The sequence below is a fragment of the Streptomyces venezuelae genome, assembly GCF_008642315.1.
In the GTDB taxonomy this organism is placed as follows: domain Bacteria; phylum Actinomycetota; class Actinomycetes; order Streptomycetales; family Streptomycetaceae; genus Streptomyces; species Streptomyces venezuelae_D.
Genome location: NZ_CP029192.1, coordinates 6,068,463 through 6,086,498, shown reverse-complemented (window position 1 = coordinate 6,086,498; position 18,036 = coordinate 6,068,463). Strand labels below are relative to the sequence as shown.

The following is an 18,036-nucleotide window of genomic DNA, read 5'->3' as shown; positions in this document are numbered from 1 at the left end:
GCTGCCGCCGCCGCGATTCTCTTTCTCGTTCCTGCTTTCATCGGTGATTCCCTCCCGAATGAGCAAGCACCATTGAGTGGCGCGCAGATGAGAGATTTACGGACCGCTGCCAATTAAGGCCGGTCCGCGGTGGCCTCACAAGGAGAACAGACAATGGGCATGCCCCGATCAAGGGATTTTGCGCACTGTGACAAATCGCCCCGGACGTGGTCGTCCCCGATGTGCGCAGAGTGATGAATGCCGTCCGGTTTTCCCCTGTGGGCTCTTCGGCCGGAATGGCATGCTCGCGCGCATGGGCAGCTTCTTCGCCGAGTTGGCCCGGCAGGCATCGGCCAACGCGCGCCGGGAGGTCGAGGCGTACGCGCGCGAGATCGCGGAGTTCGGGTTCCTGGACACGAACTCCCGGGCACGGGCCGAGACGCTGGAGTACTCGTTGTGGTTGCGCCGCCGTACGGTCGAACTCTCCCCGGACAACGGCGAACTGACCGACGCCGACCTCGACTACATCGCCGCGATCGGCGAATCGCGGGCCGCGGCGGGGATGTCGCTGGACGCACGGCAGCGGGTCCTGCGCCTGCACACATCGCTCATGCTGCGCGAGATCAACGAGGCGACCGACGCGCAGCACGGCGTCGGCGTCGGCGTCGGCGTCGGCGTCGGCGAACTCATGCGGATGATGCACTGGTTCGCCCCACAGGGAGAACGCGGCATCCGCGCCTACAGTCAGGGATTCGTGACGGCACTGCGCCACCGCCTGCCGTACGTCGAGCAGGCGGCCCTGCTGGCCAGGTCGCTGCTGAAGGGGGACCCCATATCGGCGGACCTCGCCGCGGCCCTGGGCATGGAACTGCCCGAGCGCTGCGCGGTGGCGGTGATCCGCGTCCCGGACCGGCCCGTCGGCGATCGCGACCTGGAAAGCGAGATCGAGACGCTGGTGAAGACCCACCGCGCGCCGATCACGTGGTGGCCGGGCAAGGGAAGCAGAAGCGGCGAGCTGATCGCCATCATCCCGATGCATCCCGCCGAACCCCCGACGTTTCCGACGTCCAGTACCGCCGAGCTCGCACAGCCGCACTCCGCACCCGACCCGGTTTCCGATCTCGTACGGGACTTCGCCCAGGCCCTGAGCCGCCCCTGCGCCGCCGGCACCGCCACCTCATCGCTGTCCGACGTGGCCGACGCCCTCGACCTGGCCCGGCGGATCAGCAGGACGGCGCCGCTGCGACGGGCATCCGCCCGGCTGCGCCCGCACACCCTGTCCGACGTGTTCGTGGAACTAGCCGTCGCCGAAGCACCGTTCGTCGACGGATGGCTCCACGCCGTGGCCCGGAGCCTGCAACCCGGTCCGGACCTCGTCGTCACGCTTGACGCGTACTACCGCCACGACATGCACCGCGGCGCCACAGCAGCAGCCCTCAACGTCCACCCCCGCACCCTGGACTACCGCCTCCGCCGCACACGGGAGCTCACCGGCATCGATCCGAGCTCGACGCGCGGCGTACGCATTCTCAGCTCAGCCGTCACACGGCGCCTGTCGGAGACGTGGCACTGAACCCTGTCCCAGGGTGCAAAGAAGAAGAGAACGCCGCACCTTCTTGCCGGAATGGGTGCGTCACTGATGCCCGAGTGGGACGATCGGTGGCGATCCCAGTCCGGAGGTTCGGATGGCGACTTCTGCCCCGTCGACCGGCGGCACACCACCGCGGCGCAAGACGCCGGAGCACTGGAATGCGATGGCCTCCCTGATCGCCGCCGGCGTTTCGTTCCTCACGTTCCTGTTCGGATTCATCGGTCTGCCGGCAGCGGGAGTGGATTCGCCCGCCGGAACACCGGCGACCACGACCGTCACGGCCACACAAACCGTCACCGCCACGCCACGAACATCCGCCACGACGCCGGATACACCGGCTGCTTCGTCACCCGGGGTGAACGAAGAAGACCACGCCCCTGCCCTCAAGGCCTCGAAGCTTTCCATTCCGCCTCAGAGCGGTGTCTGCAACGGGAACTTCATGTTCGTCGACTTGGATGAGCCCAGAGCCAATTCCGACGACGCAGGCCTTGTCGACGGGGGACCCTGCATAGAGGGAAGCCATAATTTCTGGCTGAGCAACGATCTGGACATCACGACGAGCATGGCCTCTTTGAGTGCGGCGGGCTGCGACAAGGCCATTCAGACCTCGCCGGCCAACTCCACTTTCCGGCTCAGGAACGGTCTGGACTGGTGCCAAACGACGAGTGAGGGTGATCTGGCGCTGGTGCATGTGGTCAGCACCAGCGACGACGGGAGTCTCGTCATCGAGGTGACCACGTGGTCCACCCCCTCACAAACCCGGTGACAGCCGCTACCCACCGTCTACGGGCTCGTGCAACGCGGCGAGTTCTTCCAGGTCGTTGGCCACCATGACGTGAGCAAGCCGTCCGGCGGCAGTGACGACGGCGGGCCAGGAGGCTGCCGTGAGGTGCGAGGCATCCGTGTCGTCGGACGCCTCGTCCGCCGCCGCGTTGAGCGCCGCGCCCAGCTCCCGCATGAGGGCGACCTCCTCCTCCGTCCGCAGACTCGTGCCGAGGTGGCGCTCCGGTTCGTCGGCGTCGCAGAAGTCGTCGAAGAGCATGTGGAAGACGTGGTCCAGGTTCTCGAACGTCGACGGGTCGAGCCAGACGTCCCGCTGCCAGGGCGGGTTGGCCAGGGACAGGACCGCCGGCACCAGGTGGACCCGGGAGTTGGCCAGACGTCGCGCGTCCTCGTTCATGGCCCGATCCTAGGCCTTCTGAACAGCGACTCCGCCGCTGCGGACATGACGAGGCAGCACCCGGTTCGGAGGTGCTGCCCCTTCCGCATACCTGTGCCGGGTCAGGTCACCGGCTCCGGCAGCGTCATGAGGTGGGGGCGGTGGCGGGCTGCCGCGGTGGTTGCGGCGGGGCCGCCCAGGGCTGCTACGCCGATGAGGCGGGGGCCCTGGTAGTAGGCGTAGAGGAGGTCGCCGTCCGGGGCGTCCGGGTCGCCCTCCAGGAGTTCGCAGCGGTCGCCGAGTGCGGGCTGGCCGAAGGACTGGAGGCGCAGGGTGTACTGGTCGCTCCAGAAGGAGGGGAGGGGCGCGCAGGGCGCGGGGTCGCGGGGCGTGCCGGTCAGAGCCGCGACCAGCGTGCGGGCCGCGTGGCGGGCCGTGTCGCCGGGGACCGACCAGTGTTCGACCCGGCGCGGCACGGGGCCGTAGCGCGGGTTCGGGAAGCGGGCCACGTCGCCGACCGCCACCGCGTGCGGGATGCCGCCGATGCGCAGGTGGGCGTCGCAGAGGATGCCGTCGGTGAGGTCGAGGCCCGGCGTCGCCGCCAGCCACTCCGTGTTGGGGAGGGAGCCGATCGCTTCGACCAGCAGGTCCGCCCGTACTTCCGTGCCGTCGTTCAGGACGCAGCCGTCCGGGGTGAGTTCCGTCGCCAGGCGGCCCATGCGGAAACGTACTCCCCGCGCCTCGTGGCGGAGCCGCAGCGCCCGCGCCAGGTGCGGGCCGAGCGCGAGCACCATCGGTTCCGTCTCCGGCGCGACGACGGTCACCGCGCACCCGGCCGTGCGCGCGGTGGCCGCCACCTCGCAGCCGATGAACCCCGATCCGATCACTAGCACCCGGGCGCCCGCCGCCAGTCCGGCGGCCAGGGCCGCCGAGTCCTCCAGCGTGCGGACGACGTGCCGGGGCGGGCCCCCGGGCATCGGGAGTCTGCGTGGCCGCACCCCCGTCGCGGCCACCAGACCCTCGTACATGTGGACCGATCCGTCGGTCAGTGTGAGCGTGCGCGCCGTGAGGTCGGCGGTGGCGACGGCCGAACCGAGCCGCCACTCGACGTTCTCGACGCTGGGGCGCCTGCGCAGTTCCGTGCCGCTCGTGGGCGCGCAGCCCGCGAGGACGGCCTTGGACAACGGCGGGCGGTTGTACGGCAGGTGCGGCTCGTCGCCGAAGACGGTGATCGGGCCGTGCCAGCCCGCCGCGCGGAGCTGTTCGGCCGCGCGCAGCCCGCCGAGTGACGCGCCCACGACCGCGATGCCGCGGCCCTCCGCACTGCTCGCCCCCGCCATGCCTCAGCCCTCGACCCGGATGGCCTGCAGCGGGCACACGTCGGCCGCGTCCTCGGCGTCGGCGCGCAGCGCGGCGTCGGGCGAGTCCACGTACGCGAGGCGGCCCTCGTCGTCGAGCCGGAAGATGTCCGGCGCGGCGAAGACGCACTGCCCGTGGTCCTGGCAGACGTCCAGGTCGACTGTCACCCTCATGTTCCTGATCAACTCCCGTGCTGTTCCGTAGGGTCGGGGCGGGTTCGCGGCGCCGAGCTCAGCGGTTCGGTGGTCTGATGCCTCGGAACTCCCAGTCGCCGCCCAGCGCCGTGGAGAGGACCTCCTCGGACTCGGTGGGCTGGGCGCCGACATCGGGGCGGATGGGCGTCGGGCCGGTGACGATGTGGTTGGTGAGGCGTCCAAGGCCCTCCGCCTCGACCTCGACGATGTCGCCGGGGCGGACGGGCCGGGAGCCCGCGGGTGTTCCGGAGAGCAGGACGTCGCCCGGTTCCAGGGTGATCGTGCGGGCGATGTCGGCGACGAGATAGTGCATGTCCCACTGCATCTCGTCGGTCGAACCGTCCTGCACGAGCTCGCCGTTGACGTACGTGCGGAGGTACTTGCCGTGGAAGTCCCAGCCGGTGACCAGGCCGGGGCCGAGTGGGCAGAGCGTGTCGGAGCCCTTGACGCGGAGCATCGAACCGGCGTCCGTGTCGCGGAAGTCGTGCAGGCCGTAGTCGTTGGCGACGGTGAAGCCCGCGATGTACGCACCGGCCTCGTCCGGTGCCACGTTGCGGCAGGCGCGGCCGATGACGATGCCGATCTCCCCCTCGTAGTTGAGGTACTTGCAGCCCTCGGGGCGCACGACGGCGCCGCCGTGGCTGTTGAGGGCGGAGACCGGCTTGTGGAAGTAGGTGGGCGCGGGTGGCAGCGTGACGCCGAACTCCCGCACGCGGCTCCGGTGGTTGAGGTGGACCGCGATGACCTTTGACGGGCGCACGGGCGGCAGGTGGTGGGCCTCGGACGTCTTGACGCGGCGTCCGTCGGGTGCGATCAGCTCGTCGCCCTCGCGCACGACCTGGACGGCGGATCCGTCCAGGAGGACGCGGCGGTACTCGGTCGTGGTCGGCCTCGATCCGCTCGCCCTCATGCCGTCGCCTCCGCTTCACGGGCCTCGCCGGTCCAGCCGGCCGCCGGGCGGTCGAACCACAGGTGCATCTGGCCCGTGCCGATGGAGTTCTCGTACGCGCTGTAGGCACGTCCGGGCGCGGTGCAGCGTTCCTCGCCGAGGGCGCCGATCATCATGAGGTAGTGCCCGAACCGGGCCTCCGGCTTGTGGGTGAGGAACTCCGGCATGGTGCGCAGGACTTGGGCATGGTCTCCGTGTTCCAGCCAGTCGATGCGTGCGTGGTCGGCGGCGCGCGCCTCGGGCGTACGGATGTGGGCGGGGTCGCTCGACTCGTGGGCGCGGAGCTCGCGCAGCGGCCAGAACGTGTGCGAGAGGGCGCCGGACGCGATGAGCAGGACCCTGCGTCCGGGGAGCGCGCCGATGCCGTCGGCGAGCGCCCGGCCGAGCCGCAGGTGGTCCTCGGCGTCACCGGTCTGGCAGACCCCGATCGAGACCCACTTCTTCTCGGGGAGGCCGTGGCCCAGGTACGTCCACAGGTTGATGGTGGCGTAGTACACGGGCAGGAAGGAGTCGTCGATCGGGGTGATCCAGGTGCCGTGCTTCTCCGCGAACCGGGCCACGGAGTGGGCGAGTTCGGGGTCGCCGGGATAGTCGTACGGCATGCGGCACATGCCGCGCGGCAGTTCTTCGGAGGTGAACAGGCCGGCGCGGCGGGGCTGCGCGGAGACGACGAACTCGACGGTGGTCGCCCAGTGCGAGTCGAGGACGACCACGGTGTCGTAGTCGAGCGTCTCGAAGACGTCGGCGCGCAGCTTGCGCAGGCCGGGGACGAGGCTGATCTCGCGGCCCTCGTTGAGTTCTTTGCGGACGGGTTCGGGCAGCACGATGGTGGGGACGTGGGCGAGGAGGCCCGCTCCGACGATCTCACCCATGGTCGACCCACCCCTTCGGCGCCGTCACCGTGTTCTTCAGGTCGCAGTAGAAGTCGAAGGACCAGTCGCCGCCCTCGCGCCCGATGCCGGAGCTGCGCGAGCCGCCGAAGGGCGCAGAGAGGTCGCGTACGTAGAAGCAGTTGACCCAGACCGTGCCCGCGACGAGCCGCGCGCCGATCCGTGCCGCACGCTCGCGGTCCCCGGCGGCGAGGGTGGCGGCGAGCCCGAAGCGGGTGCCGTTGGCGAGGCGCACCGCCTCGTCCTCGTCGCCGTCGGGGAACGTCTGGAGGGTGAGGACGGGTCCGAAGACCTCTTCCTGGACGATCTCGGATTCCTGGTCGACGTCGGTGAGGAGGGTGGGGAGGTAGTAGGTGCCGCCCGACACGTCGGACAGCCCGGGGTGGGGGGCGCCGCCGACAAGGGCCTTGGCTCCCGCCACGAGCGCTCGGCGCACGAATCCGTCCACGCGCTCCACGTGCCGGGGGTGGATGCTGGGCCCGATGTCGGTGGTCTCGTCGCGCGGGTCGCCCTGGACCAGCTCGGCCACGCGGTCGAGGAACCGGCCGAGGAAGGCGTCGCGCACGGACTCCTCGACGAGGATGCGGGTGGCGGCGAGGCAGATCTGGCCCGCGTTGTCGTACTGCTCCACGGCGAGGTCGGCGGCGAGGTCCAGGTCGGCGTCGGCGAGGACGAGCAGCGGCGACTTGCCGCCGAGCTCGAAGCTGCACGGCACGAGGTGGGCGGCGGCGGCCGCGGCGATGCGGTGGGCGGTAGGCACGGAGCCGGTGAAGCTGATGCGGCGCACGTCGGGGTGGGCGGTGAGGGGTGCGCCGGCCTCGTCGCCGTACCCCTGCACGACGTTGAAGACCCCGGGCGGCAGCCCCGCCTCGTGCGTGATGTCCGCGAGGAGCGAGGCGGTGAGCGGGGTCCACTCGGCCGGCTTCAGCACGACGGTGGACCCCGCGGCCAGCGCGGGGGCGATCTTCCAGCTGGACAGCATCAGCGGGGCGTTCCACGGCGTGATGAGGACGGCGGGGCCCGCCGGGTCCCAGCTGACGTGGTTGGTGTGGCCGCGGGTGTCGAAGTCGTCGTGGGAGAGGGCGAGGAGGCGGTCGGCGAAGTATCGGAAGTTGTGGGCGACGCGGGGCAGTACGCCTCGACGGTGCGAGCGGAGGAGGGCGCCGTTGTCGGCGGTCTCGACGGCGGCGAGCTCTCCGGCGCGGGCGTCGACGCGGTCGGCGACGGCGTGCAGCAGCGCCGCGCGCTCGGCCGGGGGCGTCGCGGCCCAGCGCGGGAAGGCGGCGTCGGCGGCGGCGACGGCGGCGCGGGCCTCGGCGGCGGTGCCGCGGGCGATCTCGGCGAGCGGGGTGCCGTCGATGGGCGAGTGATCGGTGAAGGTGGCGGGGGAGGCGACTCGGGCGCCGTCGATCCAGTGGCGGGTGTCGACGGGCACGTGGGCGACGGTCGCCGTGTGCGGCGCCGGATGCGTGTCGCGCGCCGGGTTCCCCGGAGGTCCGGGGGTAGGAGGAGCCATCTCTGCCTCCAGTTCGTTTGAACCCAAACAACATTAGGGAGGGGTCGAGGCGGGGTCAACCCCTCGTAGCGGACGGGGCGTTGAGATATTGTTCGACTTACCGTTTGAGCCCAAACGAAAAGCCCGCCTCCGGAAGTCAGCCATGCCGATGCCCCGGCCCACGCCCCGCACCCGCCCCCTGATCGCCCTCCCCCAGCGGTACGCCGCGACGACCTCCGCCCTGCGCTACGCCGCCGTCGTCACCGCGCGCGCCCTCGCCGACGCGGTGTTCCGCGCGGGCGGCGAGCCGTTCATGATGCATCCCGGCCCGCCGGACGAGGCGGCCGACCGCCTCGCGCGCTGCGCCGGCCTGTTGCTGCCCGGCGGCGGGGACGTCGCCCCCTGGCGGTACGCGGCCGACGCCGACGTCCACAGCGCCGTGTACGACGTCGACGACGCGCAGGACGACTTCGACCTCGCGCTCGCCCGCTGCGCACTGTCCCGGGGACTGCCGACACTGGCGGTCTGCCGGGGCATGCAGGTGGTCAACGTGGCCCTCGGCGGCACGCTGCGGCAGGACATGGGCGGCCCGACGGCGGAGCACCGGCACAAGGTGCACGGGGTGCGGGTGGCGGCGGGCTCGGTGGTGGCGCGGGCGCTCGGCGCCGTGCGGACAGACGTGTCCTGCTACCACCACCAGTGCGTGGAGCTGCCCGGGCGGGGACTGCGGGCGACGGCGTGGGCGACCGACGGAACGGTGGAGGCACTCGAACTGCCGGGCGGGGTGGGGTGGTTCGCCGCGGTTCAGTGGCATCCGGAGGACACGGCGGCGGTGGACGGGGGGCAGCAGGGCTTGTTCGGGGGGTTGGTGGGGGCGGCCGGGGGGTGGGCGGAGAGGGATGCGCGCGCGGGGTGACGGGCTGCTCTGCGGGCCAGGCGCGGGGGGGGGGGGGGCGAGGTGGGGGTCAGGTGGTGGGGCGGGGTTTGCGGCGACTGCGGCGCGGGGGCGGCGTAGGAGTCAGGCGGTGGGGCGGGGCTTGTAGCCGCTGCGGCGCGGGGGCCCGAGGTGGGGGGCAAGCGGTGGGGCGGGGTTTGCGGCCGCTGCGACGCGGGGGTGGGGGTGGCCGAGGTGGGGGTCAGGCGGTGGAGCGGGGTCTGCGGCCGCTGCGGCGCGGGGCCCGAGGTGCGGGTCAGGCGGTGGGGCGGGGTCTGCGGCCGCTGCGACGCGGGGGTGGGGGTGGCCGAGGTGGGGGTCAGGCGGTGGAGCGGGGTCTGCGGCCGCTGCGGCGCGGGGGTGGGGGTGCGCCGTTCAGGAGGTTCTGCCTGCGGTCGTCGCCCTTCTCCTCCGTCCGTACGACGATCTTGCGGAGCAGGTCCGCCAGCGTCTCGCACTCCGCGTCCGTCAGCCCCTCCGTGACGAAGGCCTCCTCCGCGTTGAAGGCGGGGAAGACGTCGTTCATCGTCCGCTCCCCCTCGTCCGTCAGCCGGAGCAGGACCAGCCTTCCGTCCTCCGGGTGGCCGCGGCGTTCGAGCAGGCCCCGGCCCATGAGCGTGCGGGCGACCCCCGTCAGCGTGCCCTTGGAGATGCCGGCCTCCTCGGCGACGTACCGCGTCTCCATCTCGCCCCAGATCCAGACCACATAGAGCACGACGAACGACGTCCACGTCAGTTCGGCGCCGCGCAGGACCGAGTTCTCGAAGTGCTGCCGGACCGCCGCGGCCGCGCGGTAGATGTTCGACACCGCGGCCATCTGCTCGTACGCGACGGGTGTGCCGCCGAGCTTGGCCCTGACCGCCTTCTCGGTCTCGTGGATGGTGCGATCGCCCGTCACGTCCGTGCCCTCCTCTTGCCGTACTTCTTGCCGTGGTGCATGCGCCTCCGTACCATCGGCGCCACTCGAATTTCGTACGGGCTCAAACGATAACGCGTCCCGAGCGGACGCGCCCTCCTCTCCCCGGAGTTCGGCATGGCCCTCGACTCCCCCGTCACGCCCGTTTCCACCACTGTCCCCGAACGCCGCATCGGTGTCGCGGGCATCGTCTTCGTCGTCGTCGCCGCGTCCGCGCCGCTGACCGTGGCCGCGGGCGGTGTCCCGCAGTCCCTAGGCATCACGGGAATCCTCGGGATACCGCTCCTCTACCTCCTGACAGCCGTCGTACTCGCGCTCTTCAGCGCCGGGTACGCGGCGATGAGCCGTCACATCACCGGCGCCGGGGCGTTCTACGCGTACACCGCGCACGGTCTCGGCCGCGTCCCCGGTGTCGGCGCGGCCTTCGTCGCGCTGCTCTCGTACAACGCCATGCAGATCGGCATCGCGGGCCTCTTCGGCGCCACCACCTCTGAGTTCATCGACGCCCGGACGGGGGTGGAGATTCCCTGGTGGGTTCTCGTACTGGCCTGCGCGGCCGTCGTCGGGGCGCTCGGCTACCGGCGCGTCGACGTGGGGGTGCGCGTCCTCGCCGTGCTGCTCGTCCTGGAGTTCGGCACAGTGCTCGTCTTCGACATCGGCCAGTTCACCCACGCCCCCGAGGGCGTCTCGACCGCGCCGCTCACCTGGGGCGCCGCCACGGACGGCTCGCTCGGCGTCGCGCTGTGCTGCGTGTTCGCGGCTTACATGGGCTTCGAGTCGGCCGCGCTGTACAGCGAGGAGTGCCGGGATCCGCGCCGTACCGTCGCACGCGCCACGTACATCGCCGTCGGGCTCATCGGCGTCTTCTACGCCGCCACGGCCTGGGCGATGGTCACGGGCGCGGGGACCGGGCGGGCGAATCGGATCGCCGCCGAGCAGGGGCCGGGGATGATGTTCTCGCTCGGCGACGCCAGTCCGGGCACGGTCTTCTCCGACTTCGCCCAGTTCTTCCTGATCACCAGCCTGCTCGCCGCGCTCCTCTCCTTCCACAACGCCGTTGCGCGGTACGTGCGTTCGCTCGGGCGGGAAGGTGTACTGCCCCGCCGACTCGGGGTCCTGCACCGGCGGCACTCCTCGCCGCACCGGGGTTCGCTGCTGCAGACCGCGGTCACCGTCATCGTGATCTGCGTCTTCGCCCTGGCCGGGCGCGACCCCGTCGCCGACGTCTTCACCTGGCTGACCAACCTCGGCGCGCTCGGCGTGATCCTGCTCCTGTTCGCCACGTCGGCGTCGGTCGTCGCCTACTTCGCACGCCGGCCCGAGCTGGGCGAGCCCCTCTGGCACCGGCTGATCGCCCCCGTCCTCTCGGGTGCCGCGCTCGCCGTCATCTTCTGGCTCGCCCTCACCAACTTCAGCGTCCAGCTGGGGGTTTCCTCGGCCAACCCCCTGCGGTGGATTCTGCCGGGGCTCATTCTGGTCGCGGCGGGGGTGGGGGTCGGGTGGGGGGCTTGGCTGCGGGTGGGGCGGCCTGGGATTTATGCGGGAGTTGGGGATGGGGTTGGGGCGGGAACCGGGTCGGGAGCTGGGTCGGGAGCTGGGAGTGAGCGGGAAAAGGGGGACGTGGGTGGTTAGGGACGCGGGTGGTTAGAGGCCCCGCTCCAGCAAGGTGCCGCCGTTCCAGGTGACTCCCACCTGGCGGTAGTACGCGCCTATGGGCTCGTCGACCGTGAGGTCGGCGAGCTCCTCCGTGGGCGCGTCGAAGAGGGTGAGGTCCGCGTCGCCCTGCCACGACTGACCGCCCTCGAAGGCCGCGGCGCCCGAGGCGATCAGTTCGTCGAGGGCCAGGCCCTTCCCGTCGATGGCGGGGAGTTGGCGGTGGTGGGCCATGGGGTGGGCGTTCACGAAGCCGTTCGTCGCGGAGGGTTCGCGCAGGGTCACCACCGCCTGGGCGAGGCGGCGGTCGGCGGCGGCGAGCGTGGCGCCGAAGACGGCGCCGGGCTCGATGCGGGGGGCTGGGCCGTAGGGGTGGGGGCGGGTGAGGTGGATGGAGCCGAGCTTCTTCGGGTAGCCCTGGTGGTTGCCGCGGGCGATGGCGAAGTCCTTGTCGACCCAGATGTAGACGCAGCGGGAGTAGGTGCGGGCGCGGTAGGCACAGCGGACCACCGCGAAGCACTCCTTGTACTGGGCGCGGACGGGGTCGAGCAGCTCGGCCCTGTCGGCGCCGCACGACTGCCAGTCAGCCCAGATGAGGGCGACGGCGCCGGGGTCTTCGGGGGCCAGGTCGAGCGGCTCGGGGAGGAGTTCGCGGACGCGGGCGGGGTTGGTGCGGTACTCGATGGTGAGGAGGTCGCCGGAGTAGTGCCAAGGGGGTGCGGGGATGAGGGAGGAGCGGCCGGTGGCGCTCTTGGGCGGATGGAACCCACGGACTCCGGTCATGCTCGACGCCCCTCCCGGGTAGGTCGTTTGAGCCCGTACGATACGCCGGGGGTGTCACTCTGTCACGGTTTCCGGCGGGGGCGCCTCGGGGTGGGTTCGCCTGCTGCCCGTCTGCGAGTGCGGGGCCGCGGGGGTATGTCCGTACTCGCCATCCCTGCGCCGCGTGGAATGTTTCCGGCCGCCTCGGTTGGCTCGGTGCTGCGTGCGCACATACCCCCACGTCCCCTCCGACGCATGGGCGCCTGCGGCCCGGTAGGTCAACCGCCCCTACTCCCGCTGGACGTTACGGGGTGAACGGGTGGGTGGGAGTGATTCCGCTGCGGAGTAGCGGAGTTGGGGCTGCTGGTCCTGTGGAGCGGTGGCGTACGGGGGCTTGCGAACCCCGCCCCACCTCCCTACCGTTTGAGGTCAAACAAATCGCGCACCGCGCCCCCGGAAAGGCTGGGACACGGGTGAGTGAAGCGAGCGCACGACCACAGGGCAGGGCGACGACCGTTCAGGCCACGGCGACGGCAACCGTGGAGAACCTCCGAGCCGCCGGCACCGACGTCGTCCGCGTCGTCTACCCCGACCTGCTGGGAGCCGACCGCGGCAGAGACGTCCTCGTGGGCCGGCTGCCGAGCGCGTGCACGCACGGTCTGACGTTCTGCAGGGCGGTCTACCACACCACCCCCCGCGGCGACGTCGTCCCCGTCGCGGGCGGACTCGACGCGGGGCTCCCCGACATCTGCGTACAACCGGATCTCACCACCCTGAAGCCCCTGCCGTGGGAGCCCGGCGTCGCCTGGTGCCTGGGGGACAGCCTGGACCCGCTCACCGACGGGCCCGTACCGGAGTCCCCGCGCGCCCTGCTGAAGCGCGTGCTCGCGCACGCCGACGACTGTGCCCCGCACCGGGAAGGCGCCGCCGGGCCGCGTGGACTCTCCGTCGTCGTCGGGCCCGAGTTGGAGTACTTCCTCTGCGACTCCTCCCCCGCCACCCCCTCCGGCTGGACCCCCTACGGCGCCGCCACCGGCAACGTCTACAGCGCCGGGCGGCGCGGCGACCCCGACGGCCATCTGCTGCGCACCCTGCGCCAGTTGGAGGCGCTCGGGATCGGTGTCGTCGCCGGGAACCACGAGTTCGACGGCGGACAGTTCGAGATCAATCTCGACCACTCCGGCGCCCTGGACGCCGCCGACCGCGCCTTCTTCTTCAAGGCCGCCGTCAAGGAGACCGCCCGGCACGAAGGGCGTCTCGCGACCTTCATGGCGAAGCCGTTCAACGGCCTCGGCGGGTCGGGGTTCCACGTGCATCTGTCGCTCGTCGACGGCGAAGGGCAGAACGTCTTCGACGATCCGCGGGCCGAGAACGGGCTCTCCGCCACCGCCCGGCACGCCGTCGGCGGCGTCCTGCGGCACGCCCCCGCGCTCGCCGCACTGCTCAACCCGACCGTCAACTCCTACAAGCGCTTCGGGCCAGACACCCTCGCCCCCTGGCTGATCGACTGGGGTCTCGACAACCGCAGCGCCATGGTCCGCATCCCGCCCGAACGCGGCGCGGGCACCCGCCTGGAGCTGCGCCTCGGCGACGCCTCCGCCAACCCCTACCTCCTCGTCGCCGGCACCGTCGCCGCCGTCCTGCTCGGCCTCCGCGACCGGCCCGAACCGCCCGCTCCGCTGGAGGGGTACGGGTACGACGCGTCCTCCGCGCCCCGCCTCCCCGCCACCCTCCCCGAGGCCCTCGACGCCCTGGAGGCCGACGAGGCGCTCACCGGACTCCTCGGCGAGGACTTCACCGGCGCGTTCCTCACGTACAAGCGCAATGAGGTCGAGCGGTATCAGCAGAGCGTCACGGACTGGGAGTTCGGAGAGTACGCGTTCCTCATCTGAGCGCGCCGGATCAGCCCCTCCCCCGCCGAGACCGGAACGGCCGGGACCGGAAGGCCGGGACCGGAACGGCCGAGCCCTGAAAGGGAGCACCCTCATGCGCACGGACACCCCTCCCCTCCCTCTCGCCGACGTCGACCTCGCCGACAACGACCGGTTCACCGACCGCGACCTGCCCTGGCGGATGTTCGACGTGCTGCGCCGCGAGGACCCCGTCCACTGGCAGCCCGAGCCGCCGCCCAACTCCGGCTTCTGGGCGGTCACCCGGCATGCCGACATCGTGCGCGTCGACCGCGATCCGGAGACCTTCACCTCCGAGATGTTCACCAATCTGGAGGAGGTCGACGACGACTACATCGCGTTGCGCCGGTCACTCCTCGAAACCGACGGACTGCGGCACCGGGCGATGCGGCTCATCCTGCAGAAGCGGTTCACGCCGCGCGCCGTCGCGACGTACGAGACGTTCCTGCGGGGCCTGACCGCCCGTACCCTCGACGCCGCCCTGCCCAAAGGCACGTTCGACTTCGTGCGGGAGGTGTCCGCCGACTTCCCCATCAACGTGCTCGCCCGCATGCTCGACGTCCCGGAAGGCGACACGCAGCAGCTCATCGACTGGGGCAACCGCATCATCGGGAACACCGACCCGGACTACGCCGATGTGCTGCTGGAGAGCGAGGAGAGCGGGCAGTACCGCAATCTGCCCTTCAGGTCGCCCGCGTCTCTCGAAGTCTTCGCGTACGGGCGGGAGTTGGCCGCCCGGCGGCGGGGCGGCAGCGGGGACGACCTCGTGACGGCGCTCGTGAACAGCTCACCCAGGGACGGCGTGCCGCTCTCCGCCACCGACTTCGACAACTACTTCCTGCTGCTCGTCGTCGCAGGGAACGAGACCACCCGGCACGCCATCTCGCACTCCGTGCTCGCGCTCATCGAGCATCCGGAGGAGCGGGAGCGGCTCGTCCGCGACCCCTCGCTCATACCGAACGCCGTGGAGGAGTGCCTGCGCTGGGCCTCGCCCGTCTATCACTTCCGGCGGACGGCGACGCGCGACGTCGAGCTCGGCGGGAAGCTCATCAGGGCGGGCGACAAGGTCGTCATGTGGTTCGCCTCCGGCAACCGCGACGAGGACGTCTTCCCCGACCCGTACCGCTTCGACGTCACCCGCGAGAACAACGACCACGTCACCTTCGGCAAGGGCAGCCCGCACTTCTGCCTCGGCAACTCCCTGGCCCGCCTGGAGATGCGGATCATGTTCGAGGAGCTGCTGCCGAGGCTGGCGGACATCCGCGTGGCCGGTGAGGTGCGGCGGGTGCGGTCGAACTTCGTGAACGGGATCAAGGAACTTCCCGTGACGGTGACGCTCGCCCGGAGCCTGTGACTCCGTGACTCAGCCGCCCGACGTGTCCAGCTCCGCTTCCTCGCTGATGCCCGCGCAGTCGTACGGGTCCTTGAGCCAGCCGTCCGGCAGGACCACGCGGTTGTTGCCGGAGGTGCGGCCGCGCGGGCCGTCCGCGCCGGTCGGCCACGGCTGGTCGAGGTCCAGCTCGCCGAGGCCGTCCTCCAGTTCGGCGAGCGAGGAGGTGATCGCGAGACGCTTGCGCATCTCCGAGCCGACCGCGAAGCCCTTCAGGTACCAGGCCACGTGCTTGCGGAAGTCGATGACGCCCCGCGCCTCGTCGCCGATCCACTCGCCGAGCAGCGTCGCGTGGCGCAGCATGACGGTGGAGACCTCGCGCAGAGTCGGCGCCGCGGGTGCGCCCGTGCCCTCGAAGGCGGCGACCAGGTCGCCGAAGAGCCAGGGGCGGCCGAGGCAGCCGCGGCCCACGACGACGCCGTCGCAGCCCGTCTCGTTCATCATGCGGACCGCGTCCGCCGCCGACCAGATGTCGCCGTTGCCGAGCACGGGGATCTCGGGGACGTGCTCCTTGAGGCGGGCGATGGCGTCCCAGTCGGCCGTCCCGCCGTAGTGCTGGGCGGCCGTCCTGCCGTGCAGGGCGATGGCGGTCACGCCCTCCTCGACCGCGATGCGGCCCGCGTCCAGGAAGGTGATGTGCTCGTCGTTGATGCCCTTGCGCATCTTCATCGTGACGGGCAGGTCCCCTGCGCCGCTGACGGCCTCACGGAGGATCGCGCGCAGCAGCGGCCGCTTGTACGGGAGCGCGGAGCCGCCGCCCTTGCGGGTGACCTTGGGGACGGGGCAGCCGAAGTTCAGGTCGATGTGGTCGGCGAGGCCCTCCTCCGCGATCATGCGGACGGCCTTGCCGACGGTCGCGGGGTCGACGCCGTACAGCTGGATCGAGCGGGGCTCCTCCGTCTCGTCGAAGTGGATCAGCTGCATGGTCTTCTCGTTGCGCTCGACCAGGGCGCGCGTGGTGATCATCTCGCTGACGAAGAGGCCCTTGCCGCCGCTGAACTCCCGGCACAGCGTCCGGAACGGCGCGTTGGTGATGCCCGCCATGGGGGCGAGCACGACGGGCGGCTGCACGGTGTGCGGGCCGATCGACAGGGGCTGCGGCAGGGACGGCATCGATGATCTCCGGGACGGACGACGGGACCCTCCATTGTCCCTCATCCAGCGAGCGGCCGTCCCACCCTCCTCATCCGACGGTCCCGCCCCGCCGCCGACAGCTCCGCGAGCCGCTCCAGCCGCCACCGCCACCCGAGCGGCCCGGCGCGGCCCGGCGCGGCCCGGCGCGGCCCGGCGCGGCCCGGCGCGGCCCGGCGCAGGAGCGTCGCAGAGACGTCGCACCGAACTACCGTCGACAGATGCCCGACGAACTCGACCACCGCCACCGCATGCTCGTTCTCGCGATCTGCTGCACCAGCCTCCTGATCGTCACCCTCGACAACACGGTCCTGAACGTCGCGCTGCCCACCTTGCAGCGTGAGTTCGGCACGAGCGTCTCGGGCATGCAGTGGACGGTCGACGCGTACACGCTCGTCCTCGCCTCGCTCCTCATGCTCGCGGGGTCGACCGCCGACCGGATCGGTCGCCGCAAGATCTTCGTGGCGGGCCTGGTGATCTTCACGCTCGGTTCGGCGCTCTGCTCTCTCGCCCCCAGCCTCGAACTGCTCGTCGTCTTCCGCATGGTGCAGGCCGTCGGCGGCTCCATGCTCAATCCGGTCGCGATGTCGATCATCACCAACACGTTCACCGACCCGCGCGAACGGGCCCGCGCGATCGGCGTCTGGGGCGGAGTCTCGGGCATCTCCCTCGCGGCGGGCCCGCTGGTCGGCGGGGCCCTCGTGGACTCGGTCGGCTGGCGCTCGATCTTCCTGGTCAACCTGCCGGTGGGCCTCGCGGCGCTCGTCCTCACCCTGCGCCACGTCCCCGAGTCCCGCGCCCCGAAGCCGCGCCGCGCGGACCCGGTGGGGCAACTCCTCGTGATCATGCTGCTCGGCGCTCTGACGTTCGCGATCATCGAGGCGCCGCGAGCGGGCTGGACGTCCCCGCTGATCCTCTCCGCGGCGGGCGCCGCGGCGCTCGGCCTCGTCGGACTGCTGCGGTACGAGCCGCGCCGCGCCGAGCCCCTGATCGAGCTGCGCTTCTTCCGCTCGGCGCCGTTCAGCGGGGCGACGGTGATCGCGGTCTGCGCCTTCGCCGCGCTCAGCGGCTTCCTCTTCCTCTCGACGCTCCACCTCCAGGACGTACTCGGCCTCGACGCGCTGCACGCCGGCCTGTGGATGCTGCCGATCGCGGCGTTGGCCCTGGTCTGCGGCCCACTGTCGGGCCGCCTGGTGGGCGGCCGCGGACCACGGATCCCGCTGCTGATCGCGGGCGTGACGATGACGGTGTCGGGCGTCCTGTTCGCCGCGTTCGACGCGGCGGCGTCCGACGGTACGCGCCTGATCGGGTACGTCCTCTTCGGCCTGGGCTTCGGTTTCGTGAACGCGCCGATCACCAACACGGCGGTCTCCGGAATGCCGCGCGCCCAGGCGGGCGTGGCCGCGGCGATCGCCTCCACCAGCCGCCAGGTGGGCACGACGCTCGGCGTGGCGGTGATCGGCGCGGTACTGGCGTCGGGCGTGACGTCTTCCTCGTACGCGAAGGAGTTCACGCGGGCGAGCCGCCCCGGCTGGTGGATCATCGCGGGCTGCGGGCTCGCGGTGCTGGTGCTGGGGGCGGTGACGAGTGGGCGGTGGGCGCGGGAGTCGGCACGGAGGACGGCGGAGCGCCTGGAGGAGCCCGCGGAGCAGGAGGCGCAGAGCGACAGGTCATAGGGGTCATAGGGGACAGATGGAAGGTGACAGGTGACAGGTATCAGATGA

Annotated in this window: 16 protein-coding genes; 7 read left to right on the top strand and 9 right to left on the bottom strand. The window is 71.5% G+C overall.

All coding sequences use genetic code 11. The features are described 5' to 3' along the window. Positions 1-292: 292 nt before the first annotated feature. Both DEJ48_RS26660 and DEJ48_RS26655 read left to right on the top strand, forming a co-directional pair. Positions 293-1,552 carry a PucR family transcriptional regulator gene (locus DEJ48_RS26660; RefSeq protein ID WP_150218773.1) on the top strand — a complete coding sequence of 420 codons (1,260 nt, stop codon included), beginning with the start codon at positions 293-295 and terminating at the stop codon, positions 1,550-1,552. A 112-nt stretch (positions 1,553-1,664) separates the two neighbouring features. Next, positions 1,665-2,336 carry a hypothetical protein gene (locus DEJ48_RS26655; RefSeq protein WP_150218772.1) on the top strand — a complete coding sequence of 224 codons (672 nt, stop codon included), beginning with the start codon at positions 1,665-1,667 and terminating at the stop codon, positions 2,334-2,336. 6 nt (positions 2,337-2,342) lie between these two features. Here DEJ48_RS26655 and DEJ48_RS26650 read toward each other — a convergent pair whose 3' ends face one another. The 6 genes from DEJ48_RS26650 to DEJ48_RS26625 form a co-directional block, all read right to left on the bottom strand. Then, the gene (locus DEJ48_RS26650) at positions 2,343-2,750 is read right to left on the bottom strand and encodes an SCO4402 family protein (RefSeq protein ID WP_150218771.1); all 408 of its coding nucleotides are present in this window, start codon (positions 2,748-2,750) and stop codon (positions 2,343-2,345) included. A gap of 101 nt (positions 2,751-2,851) precedes the next feature. Beyond that, positions 2,852-4,069, bottom strand: coding sequence for an NAD(P)/FAD-dependent oxidoreductase (locus DEJ48_RS26645; RefSeq protein WP_190537599.1), 1,218 nt, complete (start codon positions 4,067-4,069; stop codon positions 2,852-2,854). A 3-nt stretch (positions 4,070-4,072) separates the two neighbouring features. After that, on the bottom strand, positions 4,073-4,261 hold the full coding sequence (locus tag DEJ48_RS26640) for a ferredoxin (RefSeq protein WP_150167503.1): 189 nt from the start codon (positions 4,259-4,261) through the stop codon (positions 4,073-4,075). A 58-nt stretch (positions 4,262-4,319) separates the two neighbouring features. After that, positions 4,320-5,192, bottom strand: coding sequence for a fumarylacetoacetate hydrolase family protein (locus DEJ48_RS26635; protein WP_150218770.1), 873 nt, complete (start codon positions 5,190-5,192; stop codon positions 4,320-4,322). Continuing rightward, a complete protein-coding gene (locus tag DEJ48_RS26630) occupies positions 5,189-6,103 on the bottom strand; it encodes a catechol 1,2-dioxygenase (RefSeq protein WP_150218769.1) in 915 nt (304 codons plus the stop codon). Before DEJ48_RS26630 ends, DEJ48_RS26635 begins: the two co-directional genes overlap by 4 nt. Continuing rightward, on the bottom strand, positions 6,096-7,637 hold the full coding sequence (locus DEJ48_RS26625; RefSeq protein WP_150218768.1) for an aldehyde dehydrogenase: 1,542 nt from the start codon (positions 7,635-7,637) through the stop codon (positions 6,096-6,098). The genes DEJ48_RS26630 and DEJ48_RS26625 overlap by 8 nt, the downstream gene beginning before the upstream one ends. 142 nt (positions 7,638-7,779) lie before the next feature. Here DEJ48_RS26625 and DEJ48_RS26620 point away from each other — a divergent pair, with 142 nt between their 5' ends. After that, positions 7,780-8,532, top strand: a complete 753-nt coding sequence (locus DEJ48_RS26620) for a gamma-glutamyl-gamma-aminobutyrate hydrolase family protein (RefSeq protein WP_223832210.1) — start codon at positions 7,780-7,782, stop codon at positions 8,530-8,532. A gap of 337 nt (positions 8,533-8,869) precedes the next feature. Here the strand turns inward: DEJ48_RS26620 and DEJ48_RS26615 are convergent, their stop codons facing one another. Continuing rightward, positions 8,870-9,448, bottom strand: a complete 579-nt coding sequence (locus DEJ48_RS26615; protein ID WP_150218767.1) for a MarR family winged helix-turn-helix transcriptional regulator — start codon at positions 9,446-9,448, stop codon at positions 8,870-8,872. 135 nt (positions 9,449-9,583) lie between these two features. On the opposite strand from DEJ48_RS26615, the gene DEJ48_RS26610 reads away from it, so the two are divergent. Then, entirely contained in the window at positions 9,584-11,098 is a 1,515-nt protein-coding gene (locus DEJ48_RS26610) for an APC family permease (RefSeq protein ID WP_150218766.1), read from the top strand. Positions 11,099-11,110: 12 nt separating this feature from the next. On the opposite strand, the gene DEJ48_RS26605 is transcribed toward DEJ48_RS26610, so the two are convergent. Next, positions 11,111-11,902, bottom strand: a complete 792-nt coding sequence (locus DEJ48_RS26605) for an acetoacetate decarboxylase family protein (protein WP_150218765.1) — start codon at positions 11,900-11,902, stop codon at positions 11,111-11,113. Between the two features lie 518 nt (positions 11,903-12,420). On the opposite strand from DEJ48_RS26605, the gene DEJ48_RS26600 reads away from it, so the two are divergent. Both DEJ48_RS26600 and DEJ48_RS26595 read left to right on the top strand, forming a co-directional pair. After that, entirely contained in the window at positions 12,421-13,773 is a 1,353-nt protein-coding gene (locus tag DEJ48_RS26600) for a glutamine synthetase family protein (RefSeq protein WP_150218764.1), read from the top strand. A 94-nt stretch (positions 13,774-13,867) separates the two neighbouring features. Next, entirely contained in the window at positions 13,868-15,145 is a 1,278-nt protein-coding gene (locus DEJ48_RS26595) for a cytochrome P450 (protein WP_150218763.1), read from the top strand. Positions 15,146-15,154: 9 nt separating this feature from the next. Here DEJ48_RS26595 and dusB read toward each other — a convergent pair whose 3' ends face one another. Further along, positions 15,155-16,294, bottom strand: coding sequence for a tRNA dihydrouridine synthase DusB (gene dusB, locus DEJ48_RS26590; RefSeq protein WP_190537597.1), 1,140 nt, complete (start codon positions 16,292-16,294; stop codon positions 15,155-15,157). A gap of 239 nt (positions 16,295-16,533) precedes the next feature. Here dusB and DEJ48_RS26585 point away from each other — a divergent pair, with 239 nt between their 5' ends. After that, positions 16,534-17,988 (top strand): MFS transporter, encoded by a 1,455-nt coding sequence (locus DEJ48_RS26585; protein WP_150218761.1) that lies wholly within the window; start codon positions 16,534-16,536, stop codon positions 17,986-17,988. The last annotated feature ends 48 nt before the right edge of the window (positions 17,989-18,036 follow it).

What these genes read in the sequence shown, in the direction of transcription:
- DEJ48_RS26660 (WP_150218773.1), top strand. Translation starts at nt 293, where the DNA reads ATGGGCAGCTTCTTCGCCGAGTTGGCCCGGCAGGCATCGGCCAACGCG.
- DEJ48_RS26655 (WP_150218772.1), top strand. Translation starts at nt 1,665, where the DNA reads ATGGCGACTTCTGCCCCGTCGACCGGCGGCACACCACCGCGGCGCAAG.
- DEJ48_RS26650 (WP_150218771.1), bottom strand. Translation starts at nt 2,750, where the DNA reads ATGAACGAGGACGCGCGACGTCTGGCCAACTCCCGGGTCCACCTGGTG.
- DEJ48_RS26645 (WP_190537599.1), bottom strand. Translation starts at nt 4,069, where the DNA reads ATGGCGGGGGCGAGCAGTGCGGAGGGCCGCGGCATCGCGGTCGTGGGC.
- DEJ48_RS26640 (WP_150167503.1), bottom strand. Translation starts at nt 4,261, where the DNA reads ATGAGGGTGACAGTCGACCTGGACGTCTGCCAGGACCACGGGCAGTGC.
- DEJ48_RS26635 (WP_150218770.1), bottom strand. Translation starts at nt 5,192, where the DNA reads ATGAGGGCGAGCGGATCGAGGCCGACCACGACCGAGTACCGCCGCGTC.
- DEJ48_RS26630 (WP_150218769.1), bottom strand. Translation starts at nt 6,103, where the DNA reads ATGGGTGAGATCGTCGGAGCGGGCCTCCTCGCCCACGTCCCCACCATC.
- DEJ48_RS26625 (WP_150218768.1), bottom strand. Translation starts at nt 7,637, where the DNA reads ATGGCTCCTCCTACCCCCGGACCTCCGGGGAACCCGGCGCGCGACACG.
- DEJ48_RS26620 (WP_223832210.1), top strand. Translation starts at nt 7,780, where the DNA reads ATGCCGATGCCCCGGCCCACGCCCCGCACCCGCCCCCTGATCGCCCTC.
- DEJ48_RS26610 (WP_150218766.1), top strand. Translation starts at nt 9,584, where the DNA reads ATGGCCCTCGACTCCCCCGTCACGCCCGTTTCCACCACTGTCCCCGAA.
- DEJ48_RS26605 (WP_150218765.1), bottom strand. Translation starts at nt 11,902, where the DNA reads ATGACCGGAGTCCGTGGGTTCCATCCGCCCAAGAGCGCCACCGGCCGC.
- DEJ48_RS26595 (WP_150218763.1), top strand. Translation starts at nt 13,868, where the DNA reads ATGCGCACGGACACCCCTCCCCTCCCTCTCGCCGACGTCGACCTCGCC.
- dusB (WP_190537597.1), bottom strand. Translation starts at nt 16,294, where the DNA reads ATGCCGTCCCTGCCGCAGCCCCTGTCGATCGGCCCGCACACCGTGCAG.
- DEJ48_RS26585 (WP_150218761.1), top strand. Translation starts at nt 16,534, where the DNA reads ATGCCCGACGAACTCGACCACCGCCACCGCATGCTCGTTCTCGCGATC.